Raw genomic sequence first — 13,840 nt, 5'->3', positions numbered from 1 at the left:
GGTCAGCAAGCCTGGCCGGCCGGCAGCGGATGCAGATCCAGCCGCCGTCCGGCCTGGACGATCTGGCTCGGCACCTTGTGGCCGAGCAGGTCTTCGAGCGCATGGGCCGCCGTCAACAGCTGCGCCAGGTCGACGCCGGTGTCGTAGCCCATCAACTCGAGCGCGTGCACGACTTCCTCGGTGCAGACGTTGCCGGTGGCGCCGGGCGCGTATGGGCAGCCGCCGATGCCGCCCAGCGAGGCATCGAAGCGGTCGGCGCCGGCATCGATCGCGGCCAGCAGGTTGGCCAGGCCCATGCCGCGCGTGTTGTGGAAGTGCAGGGTCAATTCCAGGTCCGGCCAGCGCGCCCGCACCGCTTGCGTGAGCGCGTGGACCTGGCTGGGATAGGCCATCCCGGTGGTATCGCACAAGGTAATACCGTGCACGTTCAATTCGTCGACGTAGCGCGCGCACCACTCCAGCACCTCCTGCTGCGCCACCTCCCCTTCCATCGGGCAGCCGAAGCTGCAGGACAACGAGACGTTGACCCGCACGCCATGACGGTGCGCCAGCGCCGCCACTTCCATCAATCCCGCGAAGGATTGGGCACGCGTCATGCGCAGGTTGAACAGGTTATGGCTTTCGCTGGCCGACATGACCAGGTTCATTTCGTCGACCCCGGCGGCGATCGCACGCTCGGCGCCGCGCAAATTGGGCACGAGGGCGCTGTAGACGACGCCCGGCTGGCGTGCCATCCCGGTGAAGAGGTCGACGGCATCGGCCAGCACCGGCACCGCTTTCGGCGACACGAAGGAACTGGCTTCGATCTTGGCCAGGCCGGCGCGCGACAGCGCATCGGCCAGGGCGATCTTGTCGGCAGTCGGCACGAAGCGCGGCTCGGCCTGCAGCCCGTCGCGCAGGCCGACTTCCTGGATGTGGATGCGGCGGCCGGCGCCGTTCCAGGCGCTCATGCGACCACCTTGTGCGCGCGCAGCGCCGCGATCTGCTCGTCGGTGAGGCCGATCTCGCGCAGCACCGCATCGGTGTCCTCGCCCAGGCCCGGCGCCGGCGAGCGTACCGCGCCCGGGGTGCCCATCAGCTTCGGCACGATGCCCGGCACCTCGACCTCGTAGCCGTCGCGCGTCTGCTGGGTCAGGATCATGTCGCGCGCCCGGTAGTGCGGGTCCTCGGCGATGTCCCTGGCGGTGTAGACCTTGCCGGCCGGGACCTTGGCCTCGCCCAGTACCGCCAGCACCTCGGCCACGCTGCGGGTGGCGGTCCAGACCCCGATCGCGGCATCGATCTCGGCGACCCGGGCGACGCGGCCGGCGTTGTTGGCGAGATCCGGCGCCTCGGCCAGGTCCGGGCGGCCGATTGCCGCCATCAGGCGCTTGAAGATGCTGTCGCCGTTGCCGGCGACGAGCACGTAGCCGTCCTTGCAGCGGTAGGCGTTGGACGGGGCGATCCCCGGCAGCGCGCTGCCCGCGGCCTCGCGCACGGCGCCGAACGCGCTGTACTCGGGGATCAGGCTCTCCATCACGTTGAACACGGCTTCGTGCAGGGCCACGTCGATCACCTGGCCGCGTCCGCCGTTGACCTTGCGGTGGTAGAGCGCGGTCAGGACGCCGATGGTGCCGTGCAGCGCCGCCAGGGTGTCGCCGATCGAGATTCCGCAGCGCACCGGCACCCGCCCGGGTTCGCCGGTCAGGTGGCGCAGTCCGCCCATCGCCTCGCCAATCGCGCCGAAGCCCGGCAGATCGCGGTAGGGGCCGGTCTGGCCGTAGCCGGAAATGCGCAGCATGACCAGGCCAGGGTTCAGCGCCGACAGCGCTTCCCAGCCCATGCCCCAGCTCTCCAGGGTGCCGGGCCTGAAATTCTCGACCAGCACATCGGCTTCCGCGATCAGCTTGCGCGCGATCTCCTGGCCTTCGGCGCTTCTCAAATCGAGCGCGATCGAGCGCTTGTTGCGCGACTGGACCTGCCACCAGACCGAGGTGCCATCCTTCATCATGCGCCAGTTGCGCAGCGGGTCGCCCGCTCCGGGCGCCTCGATCTTGATCACGTCGGCGCCGAATTCGCCCAGCGTCTTGGCGGCGAACGGCCCGGCGATCAATTGTCCCATCTCGATCACGCGCACGCCTTTCAGCGCCTGATCGGAAATCATCTGTGAAGCCGTCATGGTGTCCTCGTCATTTTTCAATATGTTCGCGCTGGCGCAGCTGCTGCGGCATGCCGAACGCCAGGATCGCCGCGCACACCAGGCTGAGAAGCGCGATCGCGTACAGCGCCGGCGTCGTGCTGCCGGTGACGTCCTTGATGCGTCCGACCATCACCGGGCTGACGATGCCGCCCAACTGGCCCAGCGTGTTGATCAGCGCGATGCCTCCCGCCGCGCCGGCGCCGGTCACCAGCTTGGGCGGCAGCGCCCAGAATGCCGGGATCGACGCAACCACGCCGGCCCCCATCACGCCCAGTGCCGCGATCAGCAGGGCCGGCTGGTGGTCGAACAGGCCGGCGCAGCAGAAGCCGACGGCGCCCAGCACCACCAGGCCGATCACGAATTTCCTGCGCTCGCCGCTGGCATCCGACAGGCGGCCCACCGCCACCATCGCGATCGCGCCGCACAGATAGGGTACCGCGGTGAGCAGGCCGATGGTGGTCGGATTGGTGGTGCCGGCGCTGCGGATCATGTGCGGCGCCCAGAAGTTCAGGCCATAGGAACTCACCTGGATCAGGAAGTAGACCAGGCCCAGGGTCAGGAAGCCGGGCGTCTTGAGCGCGCCCAGCAGCGAATGGCTGCCGATCTGGCGGTTCTGCTCGGCGATGCGTGAGGCCAGCAGGGTGCGCTCCTGCGGCGCCAGCCAGGTGGCGTCCTCGATCCGGTCCTTCAGCGACAAGAACACGACCGCGCCCAGGCCGATGCAGGGCAAGCCGCCCACCAGGAACAGCCAGTGCCAGCCGGCGATGCCCAGCGCGCCGTCCATATGGCCCAGCACCAGGCCGGCCGCCGGCGCCCCGACCAGGCCGGAGAAGGCCGAGGCCAGGAACAGCATCGAGGTGATGCGGCCGCGGTAGGCGCTCGGGAACCACAGCGTGAGGAAGTACAGCACGCCGGGCGCGAAGCCGGCTTCCATCGCGCCGATGAGGAAGCGCAGCGTATAGAACTGCCATTCGTTCTGCACCAGCGCCATCAGGGCGGTGGCGATGCCCCAGGAGACCATGATGCGGGCGATCCAGCGGCGCGCGCCGACCTTGTACAGCATCATATTGCTGGGCACTTCGAACAGCACGTAGCCGACCGAGAACAGGCCGGCGCCGAGGCCGTAGGCGGTGTCCGACAGCGACAGGCTGTTCTGCAGCGCGAACTTGGCGAAGCTGATGTTGATGCGGTCGAAGAAGGCGAACAGATAGCAGACCATGATCAACGGCATGATGCGCCACGCTACTTTTGCCACGATCTGCGCTTCGCCGGGAACGGCTGCGGTAGCCGCGCCTGCGGGGGCGGACAGGGTTTTGCTCATGTTGTCTCCAGAGAGGGTCGTCGAATGACCCGTCGCGCCATGGACGCGCTGTTGGTGTTGTGATTCGATTCTGGCACCCATGGCCTGGATTGCGGAATGACCAAGATGGGAACCCGGCTTTCGCGGTTGACGAAAGCTGGTGCCCTTTTAGCGCCCGGAGGATACGGACAAGTGCTCGACCAGCAGGCGCGCGTGGCGCGGCAGGGCCTCCAGGTCGCGCACGCCAATCAAGAGCTGGCGGCGCGCCCACGCGTCCTGGAGCGGGATCTGACGCAGGTTCAGCGAGCGCACCAGGGCCCGCACGGCATCGGCCGGCAGCACCGCCACGCCCAGCCCGGCGGCCACCATCTGGCACATGGCGTCGAAGCTGCGCACCTGGATCCGCAGCTTGAGGCGCTGGCCCATGGCCTCGGTCTCAAGCTGCAGGCGCTGCGCCAGCGAGGTACCGTGCGACAGGCTGACGAAGTCGAACTCGACGGCCTCCTCGAAGCGCAGGCTGCGGCGCCGCGCCAGCGCGTGCCCGGCCGGCACTACCAGCACCAGCCGGTCTTCGCGGTAGGGCATGAGCTGCAGGCCGAGCGCCGGGGTGCGGTCGGCGAAAATGCCGATGTCGGCCCTGCCCTCCAGCACGCCCATCACGATCTCGCCGCTGTTCAGCTCCGCCAGCTCGATGCGGATCGCCGGCGTGGCGCGCGCAAAGGCGGCGATGTCGGCCGGCAGGAACTGGGTGATGGCCGAGGTATTCGCCCACAGCCGCGCGACGCCGACGATGCCACGGGCGTGGTCGCGCAGCTCGGCCGCCAGCAGGTTGACGTCGCCGAGGATGCGCTGGGCATGGTGGGCCAGCGCGTCGCCGGCGGCGGTGGGCGTGATGCCGCGCGAGTGCCGCTCCAGCAGCTCGGCGCCGACCGCCGCCTCCAGGTCGGAGATGCGTTTACTCGCCGCCCCGACCGCCAGGTGGGCCAGCAGCGCGCCCTTGCTGATGCTGCCGGAGCGCACCACGTGCATGAACAGGGAAAGGGAGACGAGGTCGAGGCGGTGCAGGTTCATGCCGGGCATTGTGCAGCGGGATGGCGCGGCTGGCAACCGACAGGTTTTTCCGGCCTCGGGGCACATATTGTATGGACGCGCACAGAACCGTGCGGGGCGGCGCGCTAGCATGTTCCATCACTGAATCGGGAGGAAAACATGAAAGTTGCACACCGAAACATCATCCGTATCGTCACGGTGCTGGCCTTGACCGCCGCGTCCACTTCCGCATTTGCCCAGAGCGCCGAGTATCGCCGTGGTTACGACGAGGGGTACGCAGCGGGCCTGCGCGCCGCCGGCGAGGGCCGGGGCGGGAATTCAGGCTGGGGCCGTCTGCACATCGAGGAAGCCGAGTACGGCGCGCGCGGTTCGATGTGCGATGCACGCCGGGGAGTGCGCGACGAAATCGAGCGCAGCGGCGGCGGCGTCGTTGCGCATAACCAGCTGTGCGGCGATCCGGCGCCCGGGGAACAGAAGCGCCTGCGCATTATCTATCGTTGCGGCGACAGCGAACCGGTGCGGGCTTTCGCGCGCGAAGGCGAAACGCTGCGCTTGCGCTGCCCCCGCTGAGGCCTGGAAGCCGCCCCGGGTCTTAATCGAAGCTGCTGAAGTCGGGCTTGCGCTTCTCGAAGAAGGCGGTAAAGGCCTCCTTCGCCTCGCCGCCGACCAGCATCGCGCTGAAGCGCTCGTTCTCCACCGCGATGGTCTCCTTCACCAGCGCCGCGCGCGAGCGCTTCATCAGCGCCTTGGTGGTGCGGACCGAGGCCGCCGGCAGCTTGACCAGCTTGGCAGCCTGGCCTTGCGCGAAGGCCAGCAGTTCGGACGCCGGCAGCAGCTTCGCCACGATGCCCATTTCGAAGGCTTCCTGGGCCGGGAAGGCTTCGCCCAGCATCAGCTTCTCGGCCGCGCGGGTGTAGCCGGCGGCCTGCGCGACCAGCAGGGACGATGCGAATTCCGGGCACAGGCCCAGCTGGCTGAAGGGCATCGAGAATTTCGCGGTGTCGGCCGCGTAGACCAGGTCGCAGTGCATCAGCATCGTGGTGCCGATGCCGACCGCCGCGCCGCTGACCGCAGCGACCACGGGCTTGGTGCAGCCTTCCAGTGCGTGCATGAACTGGAATACCGGGCGCTCTTCCGTCATCTTGCCTTCGCCGACGTTGTTGAGGAAGTCATCGAGGTCGTTACCGGCGGTGAAGATCTCGGGCTTTCCGGTGATGAGGATGACGCGGATGGCGGGGTCGCTGTCGGCCTTGCGCAGGGCTTCGGCCATGGCCGTGTACATCGCGCCGGTGATGGCGTTCTTGCGCTCGGGGCGGTTGAATTCGATGGTCAATACGCCGTTGGCGGTGGTGGTCTGGATGTCCATTCGGGAGGTCTCCTTTGTTGTTCCTTAGAAAAAAGGCGCTGAGGGTTATCCCACAGCGCCTTTTCTTAGCGTGCTACCTGAAACTTACACGCGCTCGATGATACCCGCGGCGCCCATGCCGGCGCCGACGCACATGGTCACCATGCCGTACTTCAGCTGGTTGCGGCGCAGGGCGTGCACCACGGTGGCGGCGCGGATCGCGCCGGTCGCGCCCAGCGGGTGGCCGAGGGCGATCGCGCCGCCCATCGGGTTGACCTTCGACGTATCCAGACCGAGGTCGCGGATCACGGCCAGCGCCTGTGCGGCGAAGGCTTCGTTCAGCTCGATCCAGTCCAGCTGGTCCTGGGTGATGCCGGCGGCGGCCAGGGCGGCGGGAATCGCGACCTTCGGGCCGATGCCCATGATCTCCGGCGGCACGCCGCGCACGGCGAACGAGGAGAACTTGGCCAGCGGAGTCAGGTTGTGCTCCTTCAGGATCTTCTCGCTGACGACGATCAGCGCGCCGGCGCCGTCCGACATCTGCGACGAGGTCGCGGCGGTCACGCTGCCCTTGGCGGCGAACACGGGCTTGAGCTTGGCCATGCCTTCCATGCTGGCGTCGGCACGCGGGCCTTCGTCCAGGTCGACGGTACGACGCTTGACGTCGATCTCGCCGGTCGCCAGGTTCGGCGTGCGGGTCACGATCTCGACCGGGGTGATCTCGTCCTTGAAGTAACCGGCCTGCTGGGCGGCGATGGCGCGGCGGTGCGATTCCAGGCCGAAGGCGTCCTGGTCTTCACGCGAAATTTTCCACTGTGCGGCGACCTTCTCGGCGGTCAGGCCCATGCCGTAGGCCAGGCCGACGTTCTCGTCGTCGAACACGCGCATATTGATCGACGGGTGGTGGCCCATCATCGGCACCATCGACATCGACTCGACGCCGCCGGCGATCATGACGTCGGCTTCACCGACGCGGATGCGGTCGGCCGCCATCGCCAGGGCGGTGATGCCCGAGGCGCAGTAGCGGTTGACGGTGACGCCGCCGACGGTCTTCGGCAGGCCGGCCATGACCACGGCCTGGCGCGCCACGTTGAAGCCCTGCTCGGCTTCCGGGAAGGAGCAGCCGACGATCGCGTCGACGATCAGGTTCGGGTCCAGGTTCGGCACGGCGGCCATGGCGCCCTGGATCGCCGCGATCAGGAGGTCGTCCGGACGGGTCTTGTTGAAGAAGCCGCGCGGCGCCTTGCCGATCGGAGTGCGGGTCGCTGCGACGATGTATGCGTCTTGAAGTTGTTTGCTCATGTCAGTAGTCCTTGTTGTCCGCGACTCGGCTTAGTTACGTACCGGCTTACCAGTTTGCATCATGCCCATGATGCGTTCCTGGGTCTTCGGATTGTTCAGCAGCGCGATGAAAGCCTTGCGCTCCATGTCCAGCAGCCACTGCTCGGAGACGAAGCTGCCCTGGTCGATGTCGCCGCCGGTGACGATCTCGGCGATGGTGTCGCCCAGGTGGTAGTCATAGGCCGAGATGAAGCCGCCGTCGCGCATATTCACCAGCTGGCCGCGGATAGTCGCCCAGCCGTAGCGGCCGGTGACTGCTACCGGACGGGCTGCCTGCGCGCGGTAGCCGGCGTCGAACATCGCGCGCGCGGTGACCTTCGCCACATGCAGCAGTTCGTAGGGGTTGAACACGATGACGTCGTCTTCCTTCAGGTAGCCCATGGCCTTCGCTTCGAGCGCCGACTTCGAGACCTGCGCGGTCGCCGCGTTGGTGAAGCCGGTCTTCAGGAATTGCAGGATGTCGTTGCCCTTGGCTTCGTTGGCGGCACGTACTGCGGCTTCCTTCAGCCCGCCGCCGGCCGGCACCAGGCCGACGCCGACTTCGACCAGGCCGATGTAGGACTCGATCGAGGCCACGCGCTTCGAGGCGTGCAGCGCCATCTCGCAGCCGCCGCCCAGGGCCAGGCCGCTTACCGCAGCCACCACCGGGATGTTCGAGTATTTCATGGCCATGAAGGTGTCCTGCAGCTCGCGCACGATCGGCTCCATCGCCTTCGCGCCGCCGGTCATGAAGGCCGGCAGGGCCGATTGCAGGTCGGCGCCGGCCGAGAAGGCGCCGCCTTCGGCCGCGTCGGTATTCCAGATCACCAGGCCCTTGTAGCTCCTCGAAGCTTCTTCCAGGCCGCGCTTGATGCCCTTGATGACGCCGTCGCCGATCACGTGCATTTTCGTTTTCAACGAGATCACCAGCACTTCGTCATCCGAGTGCCACAGGCGCACCGAGTCGTCCTCGAACACGGTGGTGCCGAAGGTCTTCGGATCGAGCGTGGTGCTGCCCACGACCGGCGCGCGGAACTGCTGGCGCTTGTACACCGGCAGGTCGGACAGTGGCACGTAGGCGTTCTTCGAGACCGAGTACGAGCCTTCCGGCGTGTGCACGCCCTTCTCGGCCACCGGGGCCTCGAACACCCAGGCAGGCAGCGGAGCATTCGACAGCGCCTTGCCGGCTTCGATGTCTTCCTTCACCCACTGGGCGATCTGGGTCCAGCCGGCGGCCTGCCAGGTCTCGAACGGACCGACGCTCCAGCCGAAGCCCCAGCGCATCGCGAAATCGACGTCGCGCGCGTTGTCGGCGATGCTGTCGAGGTGGTAGGCGATGTAGTGGAAGGCGTCGCGGTAGATCGCCCACAGGAACTGCGCCTGCGGGTTGCTCGATTCGCGCATGGCCTTGAATTTCTTGACCGGGTCCTTCTCTTTCAGGATGCGGCCGACGATGTCGGCGGCCTTCGCGCCGCCCGGCACGTAGTCGCCGGTGGCGAAGTCCAGGCGCTGGATCTCCTTGCCGACCTTCTTGTAGAAGCCGGCGCCGCTCTTCTGGCCCAGCGCGCCCTTCTCGATCAGCTTCGTCAGCACCTCGGGGGTCTTGTAGACGCCGAAGAACGGGTCGTCCTGCAGGGTGTCCTGCATGGTCTTGATCACGTGGCCCATGGTGTCCAGGCCGACCACGTCCGCGGTGCGGAAGGTGCCCGACTTGGCGCGGCCCAATTTTGCGCCGGTGAGGTCGTCGACCACGTCCACCGACAGGCCGAACTTCTCGGCTTCGTGGATGGTGGCCAGCATGCCGAAGATGCCGACGCGGTTGGCGATGAAGTTCGGAGTGTCCTTGGCACGCACCACGCCCTTGCCCAGGGTCGAGGTCAGGAAGGTTTCCAGCTGGTCCAGGATCTCTGGACGGGTGCTGGTGGTCGGGATCAGTTCGACCAGGTGCATGTAGCGCGGCGGGTTGAAGAAGTGCACGCCGCAGAAGCGCGCCTTCAGTTCGTCATCGAAGCCTTCGGCCAGCTTGTTGATGGAGAGGCCCGAGGTGTTGGAGGCGAAGATGGCGTTCGGACCGATGTGCGGCGCGACCTTTTTATACAGGTCGTGCTTCCAGTCCATGCGCTCGGCGATGGCTTCGATGATCAGGTCGCAGCCGGCCAGCACGTCGAGGTTGTCCTCGTAGTTGGCGACTTCGATCAGGCTGGCGTCTTCCTTGTTGCCCAGCGGGGCCGGCGACAGCTTTTTCAGGTTCTCGATGGCCTTCAGGACGATGCCGTTTTTATTCCCGCCGGAGGCATGCTCCGGCTTTGCCGGGAGGTCGAACAGCACGACCGGGACCTTGGCGTTGACGCAGTGCGCGGCAATCTGCGCGCCCATCACGCCGGCGCCCAGCACAGCGACTTTCTTGACGATGAAATTGGTCATCTCTCGTAATCCTTGGTTTAGTCGTCGTCCCCGCGCAGGCGGGGACGACGGGTAAGCGGGTGTACTTGGTGGTACGTGATGGTCTTACTTAGAACAGGTCTGCATCCAGCGCCGTCAGGTTCGACGCGCCCGAACGTGCCTGGCGGATCAGCATGGCGGTTTCCGGGTACAGGCGCGCGAAGTAGAAGCGGGCCGTGGCCAGCTTGGCTTCGTAGAACTTGTCGCCGGAGTCCTGCTTGGCCAGCGCGATCTTCGCCATCTGCGCGAAGAAGTAGCTGAATACCAGGTGGCCGACCACGCGCAGGTAAGGCACGGCGGCGGCGCCGACTTCGTCCTGGTTCTGGAAGGCTTTCATGCCGATTTCCATGGTCAGCTTGCCGACCTTCTCGCCCAGTTCGCCCAGCGGGCTCACGAACTCGGACAGTTGCTCGTCCAGGCCGTTGTCTTCCACGAAAGCCTTGATCTTCTCGCCGAAGGCGCGCAGCTTGGCGCCGTTGTCCATCAGGATCTTACGGCCCAGCAGGTCCAGCGACTGGATGGTGTTGGTGCCTTCGTAGATCATGTTGATGCGGGCGTCGCGCACGTACTGCTCCATGCCCCACTCGCTGATGTAGCCGTGGCCGCCGTACACCTGCATCGCTTCCGAGGTCGCGATCCAGCCGTTGTCGGTGATGAAGGCCTTGACGACCGGGGTCAGCAGCGCGACTTCGCCGGCGGCTTCCTTGCGCACTTCCTCGTCCGGGTGGTTCAGTTCGCGGTCGATCTGCAGCGCCACGTACGAGGTCAGCGCGCGCGCGCCTTCGGCATAGGCCTTGGCAGTCAATAACATGCGCCGCACGTCCGGGTGCACGATGATCGGATCGGCCGGCTTGTCCGGTGCCTTCGGGCCCGACAGGCTGCGCATCTGGATGCGGTCCTTCGCATACACCAGCGCATTCTGGTAGGCGACTTCGGTCAGGCCCAGCGACTGCATGCCGACGCCCAGGCGGGCAGCGTTCATGAACACGAACATCGCGTTCAGGCCCTTGTGCGGCTGGCCGATCAGGGTGCCGACCGCGCCGTCCAGGTTCATCTGGCAGGTGGCGTTGCCGTGGATGCCCATCTTTTCTTCGATGGCGCCGCAGAAGATCGGGTTGCGCTCGCCGATCGAACCGTCCGGGTTCGGCAGGAACTTCGGCACCAGGAACAGGGAGATGCCCTTCGAGCCTTCCGGCGCGTCCGGCAGGCGCGCCAGCACCAGGTGGACGATGTTTTCGGAGACGTCATGTTCGCCGGCCGAGATGAAGATCTTCGAGCCGGTGATTTTATAGGTGCCGTCGGCTTGCGGCTCGGCCTTCGAGCGCAGCAGGCCCAGGTCGGTGCCGCAGTGGGCTTCGGTCAGGCACATGGTGCCGGTCCATTCGCCCGAGACCAGCTTCGGCAGGTAGAACTTCTTCTGCTCTTCGGTGCCGTGCTCCTTCAGGCACTCGTAGGCGCCGTGCGACAGGCCCGGGTACATGGTCCAGGCCTGGTTGGCCGAGTTCAGCATCTCGTAGAAGGAGTTGTTCAGCGAGACCGGCAGGCCCTGGCCGCCGTATTCCGGATCGCAGGCCAGCGCGGCCCAGCCGCCTTCCACATACTGCTTGTAGGCTTCCTTGAAGCCCTTCGGCGTGGTGACGGTCTTGGTCGCGGCGTCGTAGTGGCAGCCTTCGCGGTCGCCGGAGTGGTTCAGCGGGAACAGCACTTCCTGCGTGAACTTCGCACCTTCCTCAAGCACCTGGTTGATGATGTCGGCGTCGATTTCCTGGTACGCCGGCAGGTTCTTGAACTCCTCGGTGACGTTCAGGAACTCATGCAGAACGAACTGCATATCCCGAATTGGCGCGACGTACTGACCCATGTTGTTCTCCTGACGAAGGTAAAGATTGTGTGGTGATTATTATTTAGCGGGATTGCGGTAGTTCTCGACCAGGCGCGCGAAACCGCGATGCGCGCGATCGACGGCGCCGGGCATGCGCAGGAAGCGCGCGTCGTGGTGCACCGCCAGCACCAGGCCGTACATTTCGTACACCAGCTGCTGCGGGTCGGTGTCGGTCTTCAGGTCGCCGCACTCGACGGCCTGCCGGGCGCAGCGCACCAGGGCGCCCTGCCAGATCCGCACCATGCCGACCAGCTCGTCGCGGATCGGGCCCGGACGGTCGTCGTATTCGACGGCGCCGCTGATATAGATGCAACCCGAGGCGATCTCGACCGAAACGCGCTTGAGCCAGCGGTTGAACATCGCTTCCAGGCGCGGCAGGCCGCGCGCTTCCTTGACGCTGGGGGCGAATACTTCCTGCTCGAAGCGGCGGTGGTAGAGCTTCAGCACCTCGATCTGCAGGTCTTCGCGCGAACCGAAGTGAGCGAAGACGCCCGATTTGCTCATGCTCATGCGGTCGGCCAGCAGGCCGATCGTGAGGCCCTCGAGGCCATCGCGGCTAGCGAGTTCGAGCGCAACGTCGAGAATCGCTGCGCGCGTCATCTCGCCCTTGCGCATGACCATGGATTTGGCTGAAGTGTTGATACGATGCTCCCAATGGATCGAGAAAAAATCCGAACGCTCGTACTATTATCTACCAGCCTTGAAATGTCAAACGGGAAGTTTAGAGTTGGTGTTCTAGTAGGATGGGCACGCGCGTGCCCATCCTACGCGCCACCGGCGCGGGTGATGGCACGGCGGTCGCGTTTGGTGGGGCGGCCCTTGATCGTGCTGCCGGGTTCGGGGGAAAGGCGGCGCGCTTCCTGGTCGTTCGCGCGTTTCTGGATGCTGAGCTCCGTTTCGCGATAGAGGGCCTGGGCCACCGGCGCCGGGCCGCGCTTGTCGGACAAGCCCAGCACCACGACTTCCCAGCGGCTCGAACCGTTGTCGATGAGAATCTTGTCGTTGATCTTGACCGAGCGCGCCGGCTTGATGTTCTCGGCATTGATCTTGATCCTGCCGCGGTCGACCGCCTCGGCCGCCAGCGAGCGCGTCTTGAAGAAGCGCGCCGCCCACAGCCATTTGTCGATTCGTACGTTATCGTTTTCCATCATCGCTTTTCATGCATAGCCGATCGTAAAGATCCGCATCGTCAGTTTATACAGAAGATAAGCCACTTCGTGGCCGGTGCGGCGCACCCAACCGAGTTGCCTCAAATCATCGAGTCCGACCGGCACGCCGTCGGCGATGCCGCGCTCGATCTGTTTTGCCATGCTGGACGCGAACGCCGCGTCGCGTACTACCACATTGGCTTCCTGGTTCACGAACAGCGACAGGCCGTCGCAATTGCTGGAACCGACCGTGGCCCAGTCATGGTCGACCACCGCCACCTTGGCGTGCAGCTGGGTCTTGCGGTACTCGACGATGCGCACGCCCGCCGCCAGCAGTTGCGGGTAGAAGGAACTCGCGACCGCGTCCTGCATGCGGAATTCTCCCACGCCGATCAGGAGGCAGACGTCGACTCCGCGCCGCGCCGCCTGCGCCAGCGCCTGGCGGAACTTGCGTCCCGGCGCGAAGTACGGCGTGGCCATCAGCACGCGCTTGCGGGCCCGGCCGATCGCCTGCAGGTAGGCGCGCTGGATGGTACGGCGGTTGCGCAGGTTGTCGCGCACCACGAAACCGGCGCGCATCGGATGCTCGCCGAACCCGGCGGGCTGCTTGCGCGATTCGCGGAACAGGTGCATGCGGTGTGCCAGGTTCAGGTGGCCGACGCGGGTCCACTGCGCCTGCGCTTCGCGGTGGATCGTCTCTACCAGCGGGCCGCGCACGCGCACCGCGAAATCCCAGCGCGGCGCCGGCAGCGGCCTGTAGGGCGCGTAGTCGCACAGCGAATTGTCGTTGGTGTTGATGCCGCCGACGAAAGCGGTTTCGCCGTCGATCACGGCGATCTTGCGGTGGCTGCGCGCCGCGCCGCGCTTGAACCACGGATTGAACATGCGGTAATGGACGCAGGCCGCGACCAACTCCTCGCCCAGCCGGCAGGCGGCGCGGTTGCCGGTGCCGAACCAGTCGACCAGCACGCGCACCTTGACCTCGCGGCGCGCGGCACGCTTCAGGGCCTCGGTGACGGCGCGCGCGGTCTCGTCCTCGGCATAGATATAGGTCTCGTAAAGGATTTCGTGCTGCGCCGAATCGATCGCGGCCAGCAGTTCCTTGAAATACGTGCCGCTTTCCAGTAGCTGGACGTCGTTGTCGGCGACGTAGGTTACCGAACGCATGGCCTGA

Annotated in this window: 12 protein-coding genes; 1 reads left to right on the top strand and 11 read right to left on the bottom strand. The window is 66.1% G+C overall.

Features of this window, described 5'->3' with window-relative positions:
• Nucleotides 1–2 precede the first annotated feature (2 nt).
• The 4 genes from ACI48D_RS11180 to ACI48D_RS11165 all read right to left on the bottom strand — a co-directional run bounded on the left by ACI48D_RS11180 (nucleotide 3) and on the right by ACI48D_RS11165 (nucleotide 4,550).
• Complete coding sequence (locus tag ACI48D_RS11180) at nucleotides 3–950, bottom strand: hydroxymethylglutaryl-CoA lyase (protein ID WP_435571284.1); 948 nt, start codon at nucleotides 948–950, stop codon at nucleotides 3–5.
• Nucleotides 947–2,158 (bottom strand): CaiB/BaiF CoA transferase family protein, encoded by a 1,212-nt coding sequence (locus ACI48D_RS11175; protein WP_435571283.1) that lies wholly within the window; start codon nucleotides 2,156–2,158, stop codon nucleotides 947–949. Before ACI48D_RS11175 ends, ACI48D_RS11180 begins: the two co-directional genes overlap by 4 nt.
• 10 nt (nucleotides 2,159–2,168) lie before the next feature.
• Nucleotides 2,169–3,500 carry an MFS transporter gene (locus tag ACI48D_RS11170; RefSeq protein WP_435571282.1) on the bottom strand — a complete coding sequence of 444 codons (1,332 nt, stop codon included), beginning with the start codon at nucleotides 3,498–3,500 and terminating at the stop codon, nucleotides 2,169–2,171.
• Between the two features lie 147 nt (nucleotides 3,501–3,647).
• A complete protein-coding gene (locus ACI48D_RS11165; RefSeq protein WP_435571281.1) occupies nucleotides 3,648–4,550 on the bottom strand; it encodes a LysR substrate-binding domain-containing protein in 903 nt (300 codons plus the stop codon).
• A gap of 138 nt (nucleotides 4,551–4,688) precedes the next feature.
• On the opposite strand from ACI48D_RS11165, the gene ACI48D_RS11160 reads away from it, so the two are divergent.
• Nucleotides 4,689–5,099, top strand: a complete 411-nt coding sequence (locus ACI48D_RS11160; protein ID WP_435571280.1) for a hypothetical protein — start codon at nucleotides 4,689–4,691, stop codon at nucleotides 5,097–5,099.
• Between the two features lie 22 nt (nucleotides 5,100–5,121).
• On the opposite strand, the gene ACI48D_RS11155 is transcribed toward ACI48D_RS11160, so the two are convergent.
• The 7 genes from ACI48D_RS11155 to clsB form a co-directional block, all read right to left on the bottom strand.
• A complete protein-coding gene (locus ACI48D_RS11155) occupies nucleotides 5,122–5,895 on the bottom strand; it encodes an enoyl-CoA hydratase (protein ID WP_435571279.1) in 774 nt (257 codons plus the stop codon).
• Nucleotides 5,896–5,979: 84 nt separating this feature from the next.
• Complete coding sequence (locus tag ACI48D_RS11150; RefSeq protein WP_435571278.1) at nucleotides 5,980–7,176, bottom strand: acetyl-CoA C-acyltransferase; 1,197 nt, start codon at nucleotides 7,174–7,176, stop codon at nucleotides 5,980–5,982.
• A 30-nt stretch (nucleotides 7,177–7,206) separates the two neighbouring features.
• The gene (locus ACI48D_RS11145) at nucleotides 7,207–9,618 is read right to left on the bottom strand and encodes a 3-hydroxyacyl-CoA dehydrogenase/enoyl-CoA hydratase family protein (protein ID WP_435571277.1); all 2,412 of its coding nucleotides are present in this window, start codon (nucleotides 9,616–9,618) and stop codon (nucleotides 7,207–7,209) included.
• A gap of 88 nt (nucleotides 9,619–9,706) precedes the next feature.
• On the bottom strand, nucleotides 9,707–11,497 hold the full coding sequence (locus ACI48D_RS11140; protein ID WP_435571276.1) for an acyl-CoA dehydrogenase C-terminal domain-containing protein: 1,791 nt from the start codon (nucleotides 11,495–11,497) through the stop codon (nucleotides 9,707–9,709).
• Between the two features lie 39 nt (nucleotides 11,498–11,536).
• Nucleotides 11,537–12,133, bottom strand: a complete 597-nt coding sequence (locus tag ACI48D_RS11135) for a TetR/AcrR family transcriptional regulator (RefSeq protein ID WP_435571330.1) — start codon at nucleotides 12,131–12,133, stop codon at nucleotides 11,537–11,539.
• A 149-nt stretch (nucleotides 12,134–12,282) separates the two neighbouring features.
• Nucleotides 12,283–12,666 (bottom strand): RNA-binding S4 domain-containing protein, encoded by a 384-nt coding sequence (locus ACI48D_RS11130; RefSeq protein ID WP_435571329.1) that lies wholly within the window; start codon nucleotides 12,664–12,666, stop codon nucleotides 12,283–12,285.
• A gap of 9 nt (nucleotides 12,667–12,675) precedes the next feature.
• The gene (gene clsB, locus ACI48D_RS11125) at nucleotides 12,676–13,833 is read right to left on the bottom strand and encodes a cardiolipin synthase ClsB (protein ID WP_435571275.1); all 1,158 of its coding nucleotides are present in this window, start codon (nucleotides 13,831–13,833) and stop codon (nucleotides 12,676–12,678) included.
• Nucleotides 13,834–13,840: the final 7 nt, after the last annotated feature.

The sequence above is a fragment of the Massilia sp. LXY-6 genome, from assembly GCF_051233485.1.
In the GTDB taxonomy this organism is placed as follows: Bacteria; Pseudomonadota; Gammaproteobacteria; order Burkholderiales; family Burkholderiaceae_D; genus Telluria.
This window is presented reverse-complemented; position numbering and strand designations above follow the sequence as displayed.

Excerpts from the sequence above, each read along its gene's own strand:
- ACI48D_RS11135 (WP_435571330.1), bottom strand. The coding sequence starts at position 12,133 with ATGCGCAAGGGCGAGATGACGCGCGCAGCGATTCTCGACGTTGCGCTC.
- ACI48D_RS11145 (WP_435571277.1), bottom strand. The coding sequence starts at position 9,618 with ATGACCAATTTCATCGTCAAGAAAGTCGCTGTGCTGGGCGCCGGCGTG.
- ACI48D_RS11165 (WP_435571281.1), bottom strand. The coding sequence starts at position 4,550 with ATGAACCTGCACCGCCTCGACCTCGTCTCCCTTTCCCTGTTCATGCAC.
- clsB (WP_435571275.1), bottom strand. The coding sequence starts at position 13,833 with ATGCGTTCGGTAACCTACGTCGCCGACAACGACGTCCAGCTACTGGAA.
- ACI48D_RS11150 (WP_435571278.1), bottom strand. The coding sequence starts at position 7,176 with ATGAGCAAACAACTTCAAGACGCATACATCGTCGCAGCGACCCGCACT.
- ACI48D_RS11160 (WP_435571280.1), top strand. The coding sequence starts at position 4,689 with ATGAAAGTTGCACACCGAAACATCATCCGTATCGTCACGGTGCTGGCC.
- ACI48D_RS11130 (WP_435571329.1), bottom strand. The coding sequence starts at position 12,666 with ATGGAAAACGATAACGTACGAATCGACAAATGGCTGTGGGCGGCGCGC.
- ACI48D_RS11175 (WP_435571283.1), bottom strand. The coding sequence starts at position 2,158 with ATGACGGCTTCACAGATGATTTCCGATCAGGCGCTGAAAGGCGTGCGC.
- ACI48D_RS11170 (WP_435571282.1), bottom strand. The coding sequence starts at position 3,500 with ATGAGCAAAACCCTGTCCGCCCCCGCAGGCGCGGCTACCGCAGCCGTT.
- ACI48D_RS11155 (WP_435571279.1), bottom strand. The coding sequence starts at position 5,895 with ATGGACATCCAGACCACCACCGCCAACGGCGTATTGACCATCGAATTC.
- ACI48D_RS11140 (WP_435571276.1), bottom strand. The coding sequence starts at position 11,497 with ATGGGTCAGTACGTCGCGCCAATTCGGGATATGCAGTTCGTTCTGCAT.
- ACI48D_RS11180 (WP_435571284.1), bottom strand. The coding sequence starts at position 950 with ATGAGCGCCTGGAACGGCGCCGGCCGCCGCATCCACATCCAGGAAGTC.